Origin of the sequence: Burkholderia sp. Tr-20355 (assembly GCF_017104685.1) — a bacterium.
GTDB lineage: Bacteria > Pseudomonadota > Gammaproteobacteria > Burkholderiales > Burkholderiaceae > Burkholderia > Burkholderia seminalis.
In genome coordinates this window covers 90,184-107,912 of record NZ_JAAGPK010000006.1, presented here as the reverse complement: position 1 = coordinate 107,912, position 17,729 = coordinate 90,184, and the positions used below count along the sequence as shown (strand labels likewise).

Here is a 17,729-nt window from a genome sequence, read left to right as displayed (position 1 = left end):
GAACGGCGCGTGGCTCGCGCTGCGCCGCGCGCTGGCGCAGCCGGTGCCGGAGAGCGAGCTGCCGGCCGTGCTCGACGAAGTGAAGCGCGAAACCGCGCTGATCCTCGGCAGCTTCTACAGCACGATGCTGCGCAACGAGATCTTCGATTTCGCGCAGATCGGCGCATTCATCGAGCGTGCGGACAACACCGCGCGGATCATCGACGTGAAGTACCACCTGCTGCTGCCGTCGGTATCGCACGTCGGCACGATCCTCGATACCAACCACTGGGAATCGATCCTGCGATCGGTCGAAGCGCACAACTCGTACCGCTGGGTGTACGGCGTGAAGTACAAGCCGATGAACATCGCCGACTACCTGCTCCTGAACGGCCGCATGCCGCGCTCGCTGCGCCATTGCTACGGGCGCGTCATGTCGAGCCTCAACTTGCTCGTGAAGGAGCATGGCACCGCTCACGCGTGCCACGACACCGCCGCGCAGACGCTCACGATGCTGTCCGACAGCACGATCGAACGCATCTTCAAGAACGGCCTGCACGAGTTCCTGACCGGATTCATTCGGCGCAATCAGCAACTGGGGCTCGACATCGCCCAGGCCTACAATTTCGATTGAGTACCGCAATGCATATCGGAATCGCCCACACCCTGCGTTATACCTTCGACACGCCATTGCCGCAGGCACTGCAGCGCCTTCGACTGCGACCGTTGTCGAATCCCGGCCAAACGGTCGGACGTTGGGAATTGCTCGCAAACGACAGGCAGCCGGAATTGTCGTACATCGACGGATTCGGAAACCATGTCGACCTGGTGCGTCGCCCGAACGACGACCCGGAGATCGTCATCGTTTCACGCGGCGAAGTGACGACGCACAACAAGGACGGCGTGCTGGGCTCCGCGGACGATCGGACCAATCCGTGGCTGTTCCTGCGCGAATCGCCGCTCACGCGCCCCGGGGACTCGCTGATCGAACTTGCGTCGGCCCTGAAGAGCACGCAGAACCGTCTGCTGCAACTACACGAATTGATGGACATCGTGCACGATCGCCTCGCATCGGGGTTCGAGAACGGCGACGACGCCACCGATGCGGAAGCGGCGTGGATCCGTTCCGGCGGGACATGTCGCGACCATGCGCATGTCTTCATCGCCGTGGCGCATCGGCTCGGCCTTCCCGCGCGCTTCGCTTCCGGTTATCTGATCAGCGACGATGACGAAACCGGAGCCGCTGATCATGCGTGGGCTGAAGTTTACGTCGACCCGCTCGGATGGATCGGCTTCGATCCGGCGAACAACCTCTGCCCGGACGAACACTACGTGAAGCTGGCGACCGGCATCGACGCTTGCAGCGCCGCGCCCGTCACCCGCATCCGGTCGAATTCGGGCGCGGAAACGCTGGCTGTGGACATCGCGGTCACCCTGCCGGCCCGATGAGTCGAGCGACGAAAATCCCGGCACTCGCACCGACGATGCAAACGACCCGCGCCCTGCCATCCGACTTCGAGCTGCCGGATTCGATCGACGCGATCGACCGCTATCGCGCCCCGGCGCTCGACAAGGGACTCGACATTCTCGAACTCCTGTCCGAGCAGAAGGAAGGCCTCACCCGCACCGAAATCACGAAGGAACTCGGCCGCAACGCGAGCGAGATCTACCGGATGCTCGAGCGCCTCGTCGCACGCCGCTACGTGATGCGTTCGACCGGCGGCGATCGCTACACGCTCGGCCTCAAGCTGTTCGCGCTCGCGCACCGGCATCCGCCGATGAGTCGGCTGATCGCCGATGCGTTGACGCCGATGCAACGCTTCGCCGATGCGGTCGAACAGTCGTGCCATCTGACCGTCTACGACCGCGGCAACCTGCTCGTGATCGCGCAGGTCGACGGCCCCGGCACGTGGGGTGTATCCGTGCGGCTAGGCTCCCGTATCGCGCTCGCCGATACCGCGTCGGGGCGCGTGATGCTGTCGTTCCAGGGCCCCGAGCAGCGCGCGCACATGCTGGCCGAGCATCGCAAGGTCAAGGGAGAGGCGCCGCTGAACGAGCAGGAACTCGCGTATGCATGCCAGTCCATCCGGCAGTCCGGCTACCTGCGCCAGGACAGCCGTCAGGCCTATGGCGTGACCGATCTGAGCGCGCCGATCCTCGGGTCGTCCGACCATGCGATCGCGGTGCTGACCTGCCCGTACATGCGCCGGATCGACGCGCACATGGCGCCGACGGTCGACAAGGTCGTTGCGGCCTTGCTCCGCACGGCCGATCATCTGTCGATACCCCAAAACACCTCCTGCTGACGGGAAACCCTGCGCGGGAGCCCGGCATGGCGGAAGGTAAGTCGCTGCAAATATATTGCGCAACCTCCATAGGGTCACCTGACACGGCAAAGTACGCCCCCCGCCTACTTTCACACATAAAAATCTACCGAATTTTCAAGATTGAAATTCGACCATCACTTTCATCATAGCATTTACATAAAAAAACCCACCCCAAATCCGATTAAACCCTGGCATAGGGGCGGGGACAGAAAAACAGTAAATATACTAAAAAATAGTGTGTTTCCTCTGTGGATGGTCGAGTATAAATTCGATTATTGTTCAGCGCCATCCAAGGAAATAGCGCTATCGCGCTCTAATTGCAGCAGCGCTGCGGCCACGCCGCCCCCGTATGCAGGGTCAGCCTTGGCACAATTCGCGATGTGGCGCTCTTTGACGACCGTGCTTGCGTCGCCCAAGGCTCGGGCAGTATTGTCAAATAGCTGTTGCTTCTGGTCCTCAGTCATCAACTGAAATAACGCGCGAGGCTGTTCATAGTGATCGTCGTCAACATAGTGATCGAAGCGTCCAGCTGGCCCATCGATCGATAACGGCGGCTCCGCGAATTCCGGCTGATCTCCCCACATTCCTTCAGTGCTCGGCTGGTACGCCGTCGTTCCACCAAGGTTTCCATCCGTTCGCATCGCACCGTCTCGATGGTAGCTATGAAAGGGGCACCGCGGTGCGTTGACCGGAATCTGATTGAAATTCACTCCAAGGCGATAGCGTTGAGCATCACCGTATGAGAACAGTCGAGCTTGTAACATACGATCCGGAGAGTATCCGATGCCAGGAATGATGTTGGCTGGTGAGAACGCGACCTGCTCGATCTCTGCGAAATAGTTTTCCGGATATCGGTTCAATTCCATTACACCGACCTCGATCAACGGATAGTCCGCCTTTGGCCATACCTTCGTAAGATCGAATGGATTGTGTTTGTGGTGTTGTGCCTGCTCCTCGGTCATGACTTGAATATAAAGTGTCCACTTCGGAAAGTCACCGCGCTCGATCGCGTTGAACAAATCGCGACCATGGCTTTCGCGATCAATCGCGATGACTGCCGCAGCCGCCTCATCGGTCAGGTTTTCAATGCCTTGCTGGGTACGAAAGTGAAACTTGACCCATACGCGCTCATTGACAGCATTAACCATGGAAAAGGTATGGCTGCCAAACACATGCATATGCCGAAAGCTTCTGGGAATTCCACGATCAGACATAACGATCGTCACCTGATGCAACGCTTCTGGCAGCAGTGACCAAAAATCCCAGTTACTATTGGCCGATCGGAGCCCCGTTCTGGGGTCACGCTTAATCGCATGATTCAGATCTGGGAAGCGCAACGGATCCCGGAAAAAGAAAACCGGGGTATTGTTGCCTACGATATCCCAATTACCTTCTTCCGTATAAAACTTGACTGCGAAACCACGGATATCACGCTCAGCATCGGCGGCGCCGCGCTCCCCTGCCACGGTTGAGAAACGAACAACCAAGTCTGTTTTCTTCCCAACCTCCGAAAAAATCTTGGCTTTGGTATAACGTGTCACATCACGGGTAACGGTGAACGTCCCATAACATCCCCATCCCTTCGCATGCATGCGTCGCTCGGGGATGACTTCTCTGTCGAAGTGAGCGAGCTTTTCGATCAACCAGACATCTTCCAGAAGCGCTGGTCCACGCCGGCCGGCGGTCAAAATGTTGGTGTTATCTGCTACGGGCGCGCCAGTGGCGTTCGTGAAAACCTTCCTGCTACTCATAATCTGCTTTCCCTTACAGAGATCGAATGCATACGACACCGTGACACCCGTACATCAAGATTGACGACAGCTGCCATAGCGAACTACAGACCAACCACGGTGCCGGTCCTTGAGCAATGAGGACTCGCCCCGGACGCGCCATGATTGCAACGCCGCCTCAGCTACACCAGCGCCGCGCCGGGCACCGAAATACTGTGGCGGCGTCGGCATTACTTGGAATGAAGCGCGGTCTTAAGAGCATCGATCGCGAGCTTACGAGCGACATTCGCCGCTCTTGTGTCGCGCAAGCTATCGAGCAACATGAAGTCGTGCGTTGTGCCGGCAATACGGACTGCAGTCACGTCGACTCCCGCTTCGCGGAGTTTCGACGCGTAGTGCTCGCCCTCGTCACGCAGCACGTCCGCTTCCGCCGTAATCACGAGCGTAGTCGGGAGTCCTTCGAGTTGCTGCAAGGTCGACTGAAGCGGTGCAGCGTGGTGCTCGGTTCGCTGTGCCGGATCGGAGTAGTGGTCCCAGAACCATTTCATGCCATCGCGAGCGAGATACCAGTGCTCGGCAAACTGAACGTACGACGCCGTCTCGAAATCGGCATTGGCGACGGGGTAGAGAAGTACCTGCGCCTTGAGTTTGAGCCCGCCGCGCTCTTTGTTCATCAACGCGAAAACAGCAGACATGCAGCCGCCCACGGATTCCCCCGCTACTGCAACGCGCGACGTGTCCAGACCGTACTTCGCGCCATTCTGGGCAAGCCAGAGACCGACCGCATAGTTTTGCTCGACTTGCGTCGGATATCGAGCCTCGGGGGCGTTTGTGTAGACCGGGAATACGCCGGCCGCCCCCGCTCCGACAGCAAGCTCACGAAACAGTCGGTCATGCGTCTTGTCGTCGCCGAATACCCAACCAGCACCATGGATATAGAAGACAACAGGCAGCGGCGCGGTAGCGCCAATCGGTCGAATGATGCGAGTGGGCACTTTCCCCCACTTTCCGGCATCGATGGTAACCCATTGCTCTTCGACATCCGGTCGATCAACGTTTTTCCCGCTCTGCAGATCACGAAGAATTGCTCGGCCACGTTCGGGCGGCACTTCATAGATGCGGGGATGCGGATCCGTAGCGTCGCAGAGCGCACGAGCTGCGGACTCAAGATACGGTGTGGGCGGAAGAGGGATGGATTCCTGCTTGGTAGTACTCATTTTATGAACTCCTGAAACGACGTTCTGTATCCCTCACGCATCGGCGCAAGGATGACACCGCACTCGCCGAGCCGACCAAAATCGGTCGACAAGACCAACCAGACTTAGTCCAAGAGGAGGTAGAATCTTTGCGTCATGCTCGTCTACGCCCCGTCCACTTTGCTTCGTCACTCGGTGGGTCCAAGTAGAAAGAAGTCCGGTGTGGTGTCAAAAATTCTACGTGAGGGACATCAAGATGGGACGCGTTAATACTGCCAAAAATAGAGTCGAATCTGACAAAATGAGTGCTGCTCCTGAACAAGTGGCAGAAGTTGGTCTACTGATCTATGCGGACTGTCAGATGGCGGCAATTCACGGACTGACAGACCTGTTTAGGATCGCGACCGAGTGGTCCACCCACCTCGGCGCTGCGCTTCGCGGGCGATACATTCGGGTATCGCATTGGAAGTTCGATACGGCCCTGGGCACTGTTTCCTGCGTATGGGACAGCCACCCTGAGCAAGACCATCGGCTAACACACGTTATCCTTCCGCCGAGCGTTGTTATGCCCGACAGAATGCCCTTGACACCTGTAATCGCCTCATGGATGAAGGCCCGTCATGCTGAGGGAGTGACAGTGTGCTCCGTATGTGCCGGCGCCTTCGTTCTGGCACAAACCGGTCTACTGAATGGTCGAACAGCTACGACTCATTGGGCCTTTGTAGACTTGCTCTCAAGCCGCTTTCCTGAGATTGATCTCGTAACACACGATATGGTGATAGACGACGGTGACGTCATTACAGCTGGAGGCATCCTTGCCTGGACTGATCTTGGATTGGCGCTTGTCTCGAAATTGATGGGACCGGCCGTAATGCTTTCGACCGCACGCTTCCTATTGAGCGACGCACCGCGCCGAGACCAACTCGCGTTTCGCACATTCTCACCAAGGTTCGATCACGGCGACACGGAAATAGTCCGTGCACAACATCATATGCATGCCCATCCGGCACAAGATCATTCCATCCAAAATCTCGCTGCTCGAGTACATCTCACGGAGCGAACATTCATACGCCGCTTCACGAAGGCGACCGGGATGCGTCCTACTGAATATATTCAGCAGATCCGCATCATGAAGGCGCGCGAGGAACTGGAGCTCACGAATAAAACAATCAACGATATTGCCTGGTCGATTGGATATTCAGATTCATCGGCCTTCAGGAAAATATTTCGGAAAATAACTGGAGTCCTTCCTAAAATATATCGAGATAAGTTTCGACCACGATAAAGGCCGGGTGACCTGAGACGTTTCTTGTAGCCATCCAGCAAGTGAGTTCTCTTTTATCCCAGGGACGAGGAGGACTCGATGAAGAAGCGATTTATCGACGAGCAGATGCTGGTAATCGACGGCCTGCAGCCGCGCCGATGCCAGGATGCTCATCGAACGCTGGCGGCAGTTCTATAACGAGCGCAGGCCCCACCGCGCTCATCGCTACCAACCTCCGGCCACGGTCCGTCGAGCCTGGCTGGATTCCGACAATATCGACGCGAGACTCACTGCCTGATTGGCTACAAAATCCCGCCGCAGATCAACGTCCCCGCGCGTCTCGATGCCGCTACGTCGCCGACATGACAAACACATGTCATCAGTGAATTCGTTATTTACCTCTTGATCGCCCCCCTGCCCTGCTGGATAGAATATCCAGCCGCTCATAACAAAATACGGAACAGTTAGTACATTTACTAACAATTCGATTACATCAAAAGAAAAGGAGTCCATACATGAGAGACAAGGACACGGCGACACCCTTATCGGAGGAAGTCGCCGGGCTCGGTATCATCGAAAACATTGCGCGGCGCCATTTCCTGATGGGACTCAGTGCAACGCTTCTGGCAGGATGTGGCGGAGACAGTGAAAACGCGTTTGCCGAGGGCGTGCGCGCAGCGCCGACCAGTAGCGGTCAGTCGTCGGGCGCCGTGCCCGCATCGAACGGTAGCGAGGGCGGTACGCCGTCGACCGGCGCCGCTCGAATCCGCACCTTTTCCCATCCCGGCCTACTGCATACCGAAGCGGATTTCGCACGCATGCGCGCCAAGGTCGGCGCACATGCTTCCCCGTGGATCGACAGCTGGAACCTGCTTCTCTCCAACTTCCATACCCGCCTGACGAGCGTCCCGAACCCGCAGCCCGAGATCAGGCGCGGCGGGAGCAACGAGAACTACTGGATCCTCTACGGCGACATCGCCTTCGCCTATGGCCATGCACTGTGCTGGCGGGTATCGGGCGACAAGCGTCACGGCGACAAGGCGGTGGAGTACCTGGACAGGTGGTCGTCGACGCTCACGGCGCTCGGCGGCAACAGCAACGTGGCGTTGGCTGCCGGCATCTACGGCTACGAATTCGCGAACGTGGGCGAGATGATGCGCGGTTACGACGGCTGGAGTGCCAGCGGCCTCGCCGCGTTTCAGAAGATGATGCTCGATGTCTTCCATCCGATCAACCACGAGTTCCTGCACCGCCCCGTCGACCGCCAACGCACGCATTACTGGGCCAACTGGGAACTGTGCAACCTCGCGTCGATGCTGGCCATCGGCGTACTGTGCGACAACGCGGATATCGTCGACGATGCCGTCTCGTACTTCAAGAACGGCGCCGGCAACGGCAGTATCGGCATGGCCGTCTATTTCGTACACCCCGGTTACCTCGGCCAATGGCAGGAAGCCGGCCGCGACCAGGGCCATACCCAGCTCGGCATCGCGCTGACCGGCGCGATCTGCGAGATGGCGTGGAATCAGGGCATCGATCTGTACGGTTACGACAACAACCGCTTCCTGGCGGGCGCCGAATACGTGGCGAAGTCGAACCTCAAGCAGGCGGACGGCTCGTTCTTCCCCGTGCCGTTCGCCACCTACCAGAACGTGGACATCACGCAAACGGCGTTCGCGACCGGTTCGCAAGGCGGCGGCCGCCCTTGCTGGGCCCTGGTGGCAAACCATTACATCAATCGAAAGGGTCTCGCGGCACCTTACACGCAACGCTTTGCCGAATTCGTTGCGCCGGAAGGCGGCGGCGGCAACTACGGCAGCGCCAGCGGCGGCTACGACCAGCTCGGCTACGGCACGCTCACGTGCACGCGCGATCCGGGCGCGCCGGCCCCGACGCCGAGCGGCCTCACCGGCTACACAAGCGCAGACAAGGTCGTGCTGTCCTGGTGGGGATGCAGCAATGCGAGCGGCTACAACGTCAAGCGCGCGACGATCGCCGGGGGGCCGTACACCACCCTCCGCACCAGCGTAACCGATTGGCTGACGCACACCGATACGCCGCCCGGGCCCGGCACGTACTTCTATGTCGTCACGGCGCAAACGCCGGCGGGCGAATCGGCAGCGTCGAACGAGGTGAAGGTGGCAACCTCGACGCTGTTGCTCGCGCACCTGACGTTCGATGAGGGCAGCGGCCTCACGGCCGCCGACCGGTCGGGCAACGGCCACCACGGCACGCTGAACGGGGCGACATGGGCCCCGGGACGCCGCACCCATGCGGTGTCGCTCAACGGAGCCGGCGCGTACGTCGAACTGGCGGGCGAGATTCTGTCCGACGTAGCGGATTTCACGATCGCGGTGTGGGTGTACTGGAACGACCGCGGGCAAAGCTGGGCGCCGATTCTCGACCTGAGCGGCCGCTTCGGCAGCTACGTCACGCTGATGCCGCGTACCGACTGGCGCACCGACAATCAGTCGATGCGCTTCGCGATCGCGGTGAACGGGTTCGGCGACCAGATGGTCGACGCACCGACGATGCCGGACAAGCAATGGGTGCACGTGGCGGTCACGCTCGCCGGCCCGACGGCGACGCTTTACATGAACGGCAAGCCGGTCGCCGGCAACACGGGCATGTTTCTCGCGCCGTTCCGGCTCGGCGGTCTCACGCATAACTGGCTCGGCAAATCGCAGTACCCCGTCTCGACCTTCAACGGCCTGCTCGAGGACCTGCGCATTTACCGCGGTGCGCTCGGCGCCGCGCAGATCGTGGCACTGATGAACGGTTGAGGCCGCCAAGCGCACGCCGTCCGGCCACACGGCGGCACGATCGGTGCATGGAGAACCGGTCGTGCCGTTCGTGGCTGCCGTCCGGCGGTGACGTTCGGTCTCCAGGCACCGCCGAACACGCGCACTTCCCTACGCCGTGGAAGGATGCGATGCACCGAACAACCGGATCACGACACCGCGCAGCCATCGATTGCCGGCCTCGTGGTGATAGCGCGCATGCCAATGCTGCCGAACCGCGAAGCCTTCGACCGGGATCGGGCAGGCATGAACCGCCAGATCGCTCGCCTGAGCCAGGGTCTGGCCGATATGGCGCGGTAACGTCGTGATCAGGTCGGTCGTCTGGACGATCGCACCCAAACCCAGGAAACCCGGCAACTCCAGCACGACGTCTCGCTCGATGCGCGCCTGCCGCAGCGCCTGTTCGAGCAGTTGCGCCCCCGTTCCGCCCGTAATGGCGACATGGCCTTCGGCACGGTACTGCTTCGCGCCGAGGCGGCCGCGAATCCTCGGATGATGCCGGTTGGCCAGACAGACCCAGTCCTGGTCGTACAGTTTCTGCTGATAAATACCGCCGCCCAGCCACGGCACGTAGCCGATCGCGAGATCGGCTTCGCCGGATTCGAGCGCGCGTTCCGTATTGCCGTCGATCCGTGCGGCTTCCAGCCGGACGCCGGGCGCCTGCGCGCGGACATGGGCCAGCAGCCGCGGGAGCAGCGTGACGTGACTCGCGTCGGTCATGCAGATGCGAAACCGTCGCTGGGCCGTCGCGGGATCGAACGCGATCTCCCACGCGGTGAAGCGCCGCAGGGATTCGAGAATTTCCCGGCAGGGCCCGATCAGCGCGTCGGCTTGCGGGGTCGGCGCCATGCCGCCGGGCGTGCGAATGAACAGCGGATCGTGCAGATGTTCCCGCAAGTGCCCGAGCCAGATGCTGACCGTCGGTTGGCTCTGGCCCAGTTGCTCGGCGACGCGCGTGACGCTGCGCACGTCGTACAGGAGATCGAAAAGCTGAAGCAGCTTCAGGTCGGGCAGGTCTGCGGGCATCGTGGCGTTATTGTCCATGGCAATGACGACATTGTATCCATTGCATTGTCGGCATGAGCGGCGACTCCTATCGTGACGCCATACGTCAAGGAGAAGCCATTGAAAATAGCGATTCTGGGGGCCGGCGCACTGGGCTGCGCGATCGGCGCCACCCTCACCCAAGGTGGCCACGAGACCTGGCTGATCGACCGCTCGCCCGCGCACGTCGATGCGATGCGCGATAACGGCCTGCGCGTCGACGATACCGGCGGCACCCGCCACGTACGGGTCCACGCGACGACGCGGGCTGCCGATGTCGGCGTGGCCGACCTGGTGGTCGTGCTGGTCAAGTCGTTCCACACCGATGCGGCCATCCGCGGCGCCCAGTCGCTGGTGGGGCCCGATACCACCGTGCTGTCGCTGCAGAACGGCCTCGGACACGAGGACATCCTGATCGACGTCGTCGGCCGCGAGCGCGTCCTCGCGGGCAAGACCTACGTCGGCGGCGTGCTGCGCGGCGCGGGTCACATCGAATCCGGCGTGATCGGCAAATACACCTATATCGGCGAACTCGACGGCCGCATCACGCCGCGCGTCGAGGCAATCGCCGCCGCGTTCAATGCCGCGGGCCTCGCCACGACGATCAGCGACAACATCGTCGGCACGATGTGGGACAAGCTGCTGGTGAATGTCGCGACGGGCGCGCTGACCGGCCTGACCGGCCTCACCTACGGGCAGCTTTACGACGAGCCGCTGTTGAAGGCGACGTCGCTCGCGGCCGTGGCCGAGGCGATCGCGGCCGCCCAGGCGGCGGGCGTGAAGCTGTCGATGACCGATCCCGAGCAGGCATGGACGTTGGCCGCCGAGGGGCTGCCCGCGAGCTTCAAGACGTCGATGCTACAAAGCCTCGAGAAGGGCTCGATCACCGAAATCGACTTCATCAACGGTTCGGTCGTGCGCTGGGGGCAGCGCTACGGCGTGCCGACCCCGGTCAATGCCACGCTCGTCGCCTGCATCAAGGGGCTGGAACGCGCGATGGCCGACCGTCAACGGAAGGAGACCGCCGCATGAGCGTCCCGAAAGCCTATCTCGAACACGTCGCGATCTGGGTGAAGGACATCCGCTGGCACATCCGTTTCTTCGAGGACGTGCTCGGCATGACCCTGCGCGAAGTGGACGGCACGCTCGACGCGCCGCGGCAGTACTGGACGCTCGGCGGCCTGCAGTTCATCCACGCGCCGGAACACGACGGCCCGGAAGGCCGCCTCGCCCATCTCGGCGTGATGTGCGAGGACCTGGAGGCCGCGCTGGCCGCGGCACAACGATTCGGCGTGACGGAAATGCCGCAGGGACGGAACTGGCTTCGCCTGCCCGACGGGCTGGCGGTCGAACTGATCCAGGCCAGGCCGGCTTCCTGCGTCGCGCAGGCACTGGCGATCAACCCGCGCGCGGAGGCATGACCATGACGATCGTCGAAAAATACTGGGACGACGCCCGCGAGGGCGACACGTGCACGAGCCCGACTTACACCGTGACCAAGGCGCGCATCCTCGCGTACGCCGACCTCACCGGCGACCATACGCCCGTCCACGTGGACGAGGAATACGCGAACGCCAGCCACTTCGGCTGCCTCGTCGCGCACGGGCTGTTCGGCCTGTCCATCGCCGACGGCCTGAAGACGCAGAGCGACTATCGCTTTCTGCCGGGCATGTCGCTCGGCTGGACCTGGGATTTCCTGCTGCCGATCAAGGTCGGCGACGTGCTTCACGTCAAGTTTCGCGTCGGCTCGATGCGGGCGAGCAAGAGCCGCCCGGGCTGGGGCATCGTCGTGCTGCCGTCGGAGCTGATCAATCAGGACGGTCAGGTCGTTCAACACGGCGAGCATCGCCTGATGGTGCCGCGCCGCCCGGAGGCACTGTAATGCAGGCTCGCCCACTCGAAGGCATTCGCGTCGTCGACTACAGCCACTTCCTTGCCGGGCCGTATGTCGGACGCTGTCTGGCGGCGCTCGGCGCCGAAGTCATCAAGGTCGAGCGCCCCGGGTCAGGCGACGCCGGACGGCAGCACGCGACCGTGCTCGACGACCAGCAAAGCGGCTACTTCCTGCAGCTCAACATGGGCAAGCGCGGCGTGAGCGTCAACATGAAGGACGCGCGCGGCAAGGCATTCATGCAGCGGCTGTGCGACTCCGCCGACGTGTTCATCGAGAACTATCGGCCGGGCGCGCTGGACAAGCTTGGGCTCGGTTATGACGAACTGTCGGCGCGCAATCCGGGCCTCGTCTACTGTTCGATTTCGGCGTACGGGCATACCGGTCCCGATGCGCATCGCGCGGGCTTCGGGCTGATCGCCGAGGCCAAGAGCGGGATCATGCAGATGGTCGGCACGCCGGGCGAACGGCCGCCGCTGCTGCGCATCTCGCTCGGCGACATGTACACCGGCATCCATGCGGTCGCGGCCATCAACGCCGCGCTGCTGGGGCGCGTGAAGAGCGGCCGCGGGCAGCACATCGACATGGCGCTGTACGACACGCTGGTATCGATGCACGAATATGCGGTGCAGTGCTACACGCTGCAGGGCGTGCTGCCCGAGCAGACCGGGCACGACATGCCGACCTCGACGCTCTACGGCGTGTTCCGCGCGTCGGACGGCGATCTCGTGATCGCCGCGCAAGTCGACGACGCGTGGAAACGCTTCGCCGAGCTGATCGCGACGCACGGCGGGCCGGCGGATTTCGGCGCCGATACGCGCTTCCACGACAGCGTCGGGCGCAATGCGTACCGCGCGGAGATTCTGTCGGTCGTCGAGCCGTGGGTGGCCGCGCGCTCCGTCGCGTCGGTACTGGACCTGCTGGACGGCATCGACGTGCCGTGCGCGAAGGTGCAGCGCATCGACGAAGTGCTGAACGATCCGCAGATCCAGGCCAGAGGCATGGTCGTCGAGCAACAACATCCGCGCTACGGGACGCTGCGCCTGCCCAACCTGCCGTTCCGGTTTTCCGATTGCGACACGACGATTCGCGACGTCGCGCCCGATCTCGGGCAGCACAACGCGGAAGTCGCGCGCGCCCTCGGGTTCGATTCGGCCGAGATCGACGCGATGCAGGCCGACGGCGTCCTCTATTCAAAAGCGAGCCAATGATGACCGACCAATACGCGGTGATCGGCAATCCGATCGGGCACACGAAATCCCCGTTGATTCACGGGCTGTTCGCGAAGGAAACGCGGCAGGACATCAGCTATACGGCGATCGAGGGGCCCGTCGCGCCGGCAGGCGCGTTCGCGGCCGCGGTTCGGGCGTTTTTCGAGGGTGGCGGCAAAGGCATCAACGTCACCGCGCCGTTCAAGCTCGACGCGTTCGCGATGTCGGACGAACGCAGCGAGCGCGCGCGGCTGGCGGGCGCGGCCAACGCGCTCAAGTTCGACGGCGGCCGCATCCTGGCGGACAACTTCGACGGCATCGGGCTGGTGCGCGACATCGAAGCGAACCTCAACCTGCCGATGGCCGGCAAGCGTGTGCTGGTGCTCGGCGCAGGCGGCGCGGCGCGCGGCGCGCTGTTGCCGTTCCTCGAAGCGGGACCGGCCGAACTGGTCATCGCGAATCGCGACGTCGACAAGGCGCGCGCACTGGCCGAGCAGGTCGCCGGACGCGGTCCGCTCGTCGCCAGCGGCTACGCGGACCTCGCCCGGATGGGGCGTTTCGACCTGGTCGTCAACGCGACGTCGGCCAGCCTGACCGGCGACCTGCCGCCGGTCCCGCCGAGCGTGTTCAGCCCGGCCGGCACGGCCTACGAACTGGCATACGGCAAGCGTCTGACGCCGTTTCTGCGGCTCGCGAAAAACGCAGGGGTCCACGGGATCGCGGATGGCGTCGGCATGCTGGTCGAGCAGGCGGCCGAAGCATTCGCGTGGTGGCGCGGCGTACGCCCGCAGACCAGCGCGGTGATCGATCGTCTGGCCGTGCCCTTTGATTGAACCCGCGACGGAGATTCGCATGAAGAAGATCCTGATGCTGCACGGCATCAATCACAACATGTTCGGCAAGCGCGATCCCGCGCAGTACGGGACGATCACGCTCGCGCAGATCGATGCGCGGCTGCAAGCGCTGGCGACGGAACTGGGCGTACAGGTGGAGTCGTTCCAGACCAACGGCGAAGGCGCGATGTGCGAGCGCATCCATCGCGCTTTCGAGGAACGCCAGGACGCGGTGCTGATCAACGCGGGCGCATGGACGCATTACAGCTACGGCATTCGCGATGCCCTGGCGATCCTCACGTGCCCGATCGTCGAACTGCACATGTCCAACATTCATGCACGCGAGCCGTTCCGGCATCACTCCGTCCTGGCCGAGATCGTCAGCGGGCAGATTTGCGGGTTCGGGGTCCAAAGCTATCTGCTCGCACTGAGGGCCGCGGTTTCGGCGCTCGGCGACGAATAAGCCGATTCCCGCATCGGCTGCCGATGCGGGACCGACGCGCATGCGCAGCCGTCGCCAGCGCGCGGCGTTGCGCACCGCGCGTGCTCGCCGCGCGCCGTATCGACGGGCCGCGGTCTGGTCGCACGACGGAGTCGACACATCGGGCAGTGACGACGCCGCGCATCACCCGCCTTGCCCGGCACGCATATCAATATCCGGAGACGACGATGACCACGACCTTGCGAGACGAGCCCAGGGGCAGGCACCAATCGAGAAAAGCCGCCATCAGCGGCTGGATCGGATCGGTGCTCGAATACTACGATTTCTTCATCTACGCCACGGCATCGGCGCTGATCTTCCCGCAGATATTCTTTCCGCACGGTAGCCCCACCACCGCCATCATCGCGTCGCTGGCCACTTACGGCGTCGGCTACGTGTCCCGCCCGATCGGCGCGTTCGTGCTGGGCCACCTCGGCGATACGCGCGGACGGAAAACCGTCCTGCTGTTCTGCATGTTCCTGATGGGCATCTCGACCGTCGGCGTCGGCCTCCTGCCGACCTATCAGCAAGCCGGGCTGATCGCGCCCGCGTTGCTGGTGACGCTTCGCCTGCTGCAGGGTTTCGCCGTGGCCGGCGAGATCACCGGCGCGAGCTCGATGATCCTGGAGCACGCGCCGTTCGGCCGGCGCGGCTACTTCGTCAGCTTCACGCTGCAGGGCGTGCAGGCCGGGCAAGTGCTGGCCGCCGCCGTGTTCCTGCCGCTCGCCTACTACATGCCGTCCGCGCAATTCGACAGCTGGGGCTGGCGCATTCCGTTCCTGCTGAGTGCGCTGGTCATCGTCGCGGGCCTGATCATTCGCCGCGAGGTCGACGAGTCGCCGGCCTTCGACGAAGCGGTGCGCAACCGGTCGCAAGCCGGCTCGCCGGTGGCCGACGCTTTCAGGCACCACTTTCCCGACATGCTGCGCGTGGCCTGCATGTCGATGATGAACGTGATTCCGGTGGTCGCGACGATCTTCGGCGCGGCCTATGCGGTCCAGCCGGCGTATGGAATCGGATTCCAGAAGGATGTCTATCTCTGGATCACGGTGATGGGCAATATCGTTGCGATGATCGTGATTCCGTTCGTCGGCACCCTGTCCGACCGCGTCGGCCGCCGGCCGCCGATCATCGTCGGCTCGCTGGCCGCCGGGCTGCTCGCGTTCGCCTACCTGTATGCGATCAGCATCCGGAACGTGCCGCTTGCCTTCGTGATGTCGATGCTGATGTGGGGCGTGGTGTACCAGGGCTACAACGCGGTATTTCCCGCCTTTTACCCGGAACTCTTCCCGACCCGCACGCGCGTCTCGGCGATGGCCATCGCGCAGAACCTCGGTACCGCGGCCACGGCGATGCTGCCCGCGCTGTTCACCGCGGTCGCGCCGCCGGGTGCCCATCACGTCTGGCTGATCGTCGGTGCGATCGCGTTCGGCATCACCTTGATCGCGTCGCTCGCGGCCTGGAGCGCACGCGAGACCAGTCGTGTCCATTTGAACGATTTGGGGCGAGCGAACGCGCAACCGGTCGGCAAGGCAGAATACGACCTGCTGCGCGCCGAGGCACTGTCGCACGATCGCGTCGTGCGCGAACCCGTGCCCCGATCCGTCGGCGGCTAACCAGCGTTCGGCGGGGCGTCGGGTTCGGCGCCCCTTCCGTCCAGCCATTTCAGCTCGCCGCGGCCGCCCTCGCCGCACGAGCAACCTTGCGTAACCGCTGCCCTTATTCGAAGCTCGATGCCCGATACCGTGTCGAAAACCGCCATGCCGGACACCACGCGACCCGCTCGCCTGAACTTCGCGCTCATGTTGCCGCTTCTGCTGGCGGCCCAGCCGGTGGCGACCGACAGTTACCTGCCGGCGCTGCCCGAAATCGCCGCCACGCTGGGCTCCGCCAGTGTCAGCCTCACGGTTTTCGCGCTGATATTCGGTGTCGGGCAATTGCCGATGGGCAGCCTTGCCGACCGGTTCGGCCGCCGCCCCGTGCTGCTGACCGGCCTTGCGCTCTATGCGCTGACCGCGCTGGCCGCTGCGCTGGCCTCGACCGCGTCGATGCTGGTGGCCGCTCGCGCGATGCAGGGGCTGGCCATGGCCGCGATACTGGTATGCGCGCGTGCGACGGTGCGCGACCGGTATTCGGCGGGCGACGGTCCGTACGTGATGGCGCGCGGTTTCATGGGGATGGGGATGATGGCGTTCCTCGCCCCGCTCCTCGGTGCGTATGTCGCCCAGCAAGCCGGATGGCGATGGGTGCTCGCCGGGATGAGCATGTATGCGTTCGGATTGCTCGTCATGTGCTGGTACGGCTTCGAGGAAAGCTTCGTGCGCAGCCCGCCGAGCCGGAACTCGACCCAGGAGGTGCGCGAGATACTCGGCAATGCCCCGTTCAGGGTATGGACGCTGCTGGCCGCGTCGACGTACACCGGCATGTTCTGCTTTCTGCTGCTGTCGCCGACGATCTACATCGGGCAGCTCGGCATCTCGCCCCAGCGTTATGGCTGGATACCGGCAACCGGGACGCTCGTCTACGTGCTGAGTACGTTTGGCTGCCGCGTGTTGCTGCGCCGCCAAAGCATGTTGCGAACGGTACGACAAGGCGCGACGTTGAGCCTGTCCGGCGCGGTGATCCAGGCATTGGGGTGCGCGCTGCTTCCCGGCAGCATCTGGCCGCTGCTCGTCGGGCATGGCGTGTATTGCCTCGGCCACGGCATTCATCAGCCGTGCGGACAGGCTGGAGCAGTCAGCGGCCTGCCCCACCTTGCAGGCCGCGCCGTCTCCTGGTCCGGCTTCATCATGATGTTCTTCGCGTTCAGCGCGGGCCAGACGGCGGCGAGCTTCACCGATCCGCGCTATCACCTGGGCGCGTGGCCCATGGTGGTGCCGATGCTCGTGGTGGGCGTGACGCTGGTGACGATCGCGTTTGCATGGCTGCCTCGAATCAACCACGCAAGCGCGTGACCGCGTGACATGTCGCGG

General features: G+C 63.0%; 16 protein-coding genes and 1 pseudogene. 14 read left to right on the top strand and 3 right to left on the bottom strand.

Annotated features, from left to right (window positions below):
* The 3 genes from G3N62_RS02940 to G3N62_RS02930 form a co-directional block, all read left to right on the top strand.
* A partial coding sequence (locus G3N62_RS02940; protein ID WP_206141137.1) for an alpha-E domain-containing protein occupies nt 1-613 on the top strand: 613 nt, incomplete at its 5' end.
* Nucleotides 614-621: 8 nt separating this feature from the next.
* Complete coding sequence (locus G3N62_RS02935; RefSeq protein ID WP_124671164.1) at nt 622-1,428, top strand: transglutaminase family protein; 807 nt, start codon at nt 622-624, stop codon at nt 1,426-1,428.
* 35 nt (nt 1,429-1,463) lie between these two features.
* Nucleotides 1,464-2,285, top strand: coding sequence for an IclR family transcriptional regulator (locus G3N62_RS02930; RefSeq protein WP_124671163.1), 822 nt, complete (start codon nt 1,464-1,466; stop codon nt 2,283-2,285).
* Nucleotides 2,286-2,578: 293 nt separating this feature from the next.
* Here G3N62_RS02930 and G3N62_RS02925 read toward each other — a convergent pair whose 3' ends face one another.
* Both G3N62_RS02925 and G3N62_RS02920 read right to left on the bottom strand, forming a co-directional pair.
* Nucleotides 2,579-4,057: a catalase gene (locus G3N62_RS02925; RefSeq protein WP_034190467.1), complete on the bottom strand. Its 1,479-nt coding sequence runs from the start codon at nt 4,055-4,057 to the stop codon at nt 2,579-2,581.
* A gap of 209 nt (nt 4,058-4,266) precedes the next feature.
* Nucleotides 4,267-5,253, bottom strand: a complete 987-nt coding sequence (locus tag G3N62_RS02920) for an alpha/beta hydrolase (protein ID WP_124671162.1) — start codon at nt 5,251-5,253, stop codon at nt 4,267-4,269.
* A gap of 280 nt (nt 5,254-5,533) precedes the next feature.
* On the opposite strand from G3N62_RS02920, the gene G3N62_RS02915 reads away from it, so the two are divergent.
* From G3N62_RS02915 to G3N62_RS02905, 3 genes and pseudogenes are all read left to right on the top strand, one after another.
* Nucleotides 5,534-6,517, top strand: coding sequence for a GlxA family transcriptional regulator (locus G3N62_RS02915; RefSeq protein ID WP_124671161.1), 984 nt, complete (start codon nt 5,534-5,536; stop codon nt 6,515-6,517).
* 127 nt (nt 6,518-6,644) lie between these two features.
* Nucleotides 6,645-6,794, top strand: a pseudogene (locus G3N62_RS02910) (integrase core domain-containing protein); the annotation flags it as partial.
* A 217-nt stretch (nt 6,795-7,011) separates the two neighbouring features.
* Nucleotides 7,012-9,279, top strand: a complete 2,268-nt coding sequence (locus G3N62_RS02905; protein ID WP_124671160.1) for a LamG-like jellyroll fold domain-containing protein — start codon at nt 7,012-7,014, stop codon at nt 9,277-9,279.
* Nucleotides 9,280-9,408: 129 nt separating this feature from the next.
* Here the strand turns inward: G3N62_RS02905 and G3N62_RS02900 are convergent, their stop codons facing one another.
* On the bottom strand, nt 9,409-10,341 hold the full coding sequence (locus G3N62_RS02900; RefSeq protein WP_034190464.1) for a LysR family transcriptional regulator: 933 nt from the start codon (nt 10,339-10,341) through the stop codon (nt 9,409-9,411).
* Nucleotides 10,342-10,422: 81 nt separating this feature from the next.
* Here G3N62_RS02900 and G3N62_RS02895 point away from each other — a divergent pair, with 81 nt between their 5' ends.
* The 8 genes from G3N62_RS02895 to G3N62_RS02860 all read left to right on the top strand — a co-directional run bounded on the left by G3N62_RS02895 (nt 10,423) and on the right by G3N62_RS02860 (nt 17,711).
* Nucleotides 10,423-11,373, top strand: coding sequence for a 2-dehydropantoate 2-reductase (locus G3N62_RS02895; protein WP_034190463.1), 951 nt, complete (start codon nt 10,423-10,425; stop codon nt 11,371-11,373).
* Nucleotides 11,370-11,762 (top strand): VOC family protein, encoded by a 393-nt coding sequence (locus tag G3N62_RS02890; protein ID WP_034190462.1) that lies wholly within the window; start codon nt 11,370-11,372, stop codon nt 11,760-11,762. Before G3N62_RS02895 ends, G3N62_RS02890 begins: the two co-directional genes overlap by 4 nt.
* Before the next feature lie 2 nt (nt 11,763-11,764).
* The gene (locus G3N62_RS02885; protein WP_034190461.1) at nt 11,765-12,223 is read left to right on the top strand and encodes a MaoC family dehydratase; all 459 of its coding nucleotides are present in this window, start codon (nt 11,765-11,767) and stop codon (nt 12,221-12,223) included.
* Entirely contained in the window at nt 12,223-13,443 is a 1,221-nt protein-coding gene (locus G3N62_RS02880; protein WP_124671159.1) for a CoA transferase, read from the top strand. Before G3N62_RS02885 ends, G3N62_RS02880 begins: the two co-directional genes overlap by 1 nt.
* On the top strand, nt 13,443-14,276 hold the full coding sequence (aroE, locus tag G3N62_RS02875) for a shikimate dehydrogenase (RefSeq protein ID WP_059562215.1): 834 nt from the start codon (nt 13,443-13,445) through the stop codon (nt 14,274-14,276). Before G3N62_RS02880 ends, aroE begins: the two co-directional genes overlap by 1 nt.
* Nucleotides 14,277-14,295: 19 nt before the next feature.
* Entirely contained in the window at nt 14,296-14,739 is a 444-nt protein-coding gene (gene aroQ / locus G3N62_RS02870) for a type II 3-dehydroquinate dehydratase (RefSeq protein ID WP_034190458.1), read from the top strand.
* Between the two features lie 206 nt (nt 14,740-14,945).
* Nucleotides 14,946-16,373: an MFS transporter gene (locus tag G3N62_RS02865; protein ID WP_049033994.1), complete on the top strand. Its 1,428-nt coding sequence runs from the start codon at nt 14,946-14,948 to the stop codon at nt 16,371-16,373.
* Nucleotides 16,374-16,517: 144 nt separating this feature from the next.
* Nucleotides 16,518-17,711, top strand: a complete 1,194-nt coding sequence (locus G3N62_RS02860; RefSeq protein WP_124671167.1) for an MFS transporter — start codon at nt 16,518-16,520, stop codon at nt 17,709-17,711.
* Nucleotides 17,712-17,729: the final 18 nt, after the last annotated feature.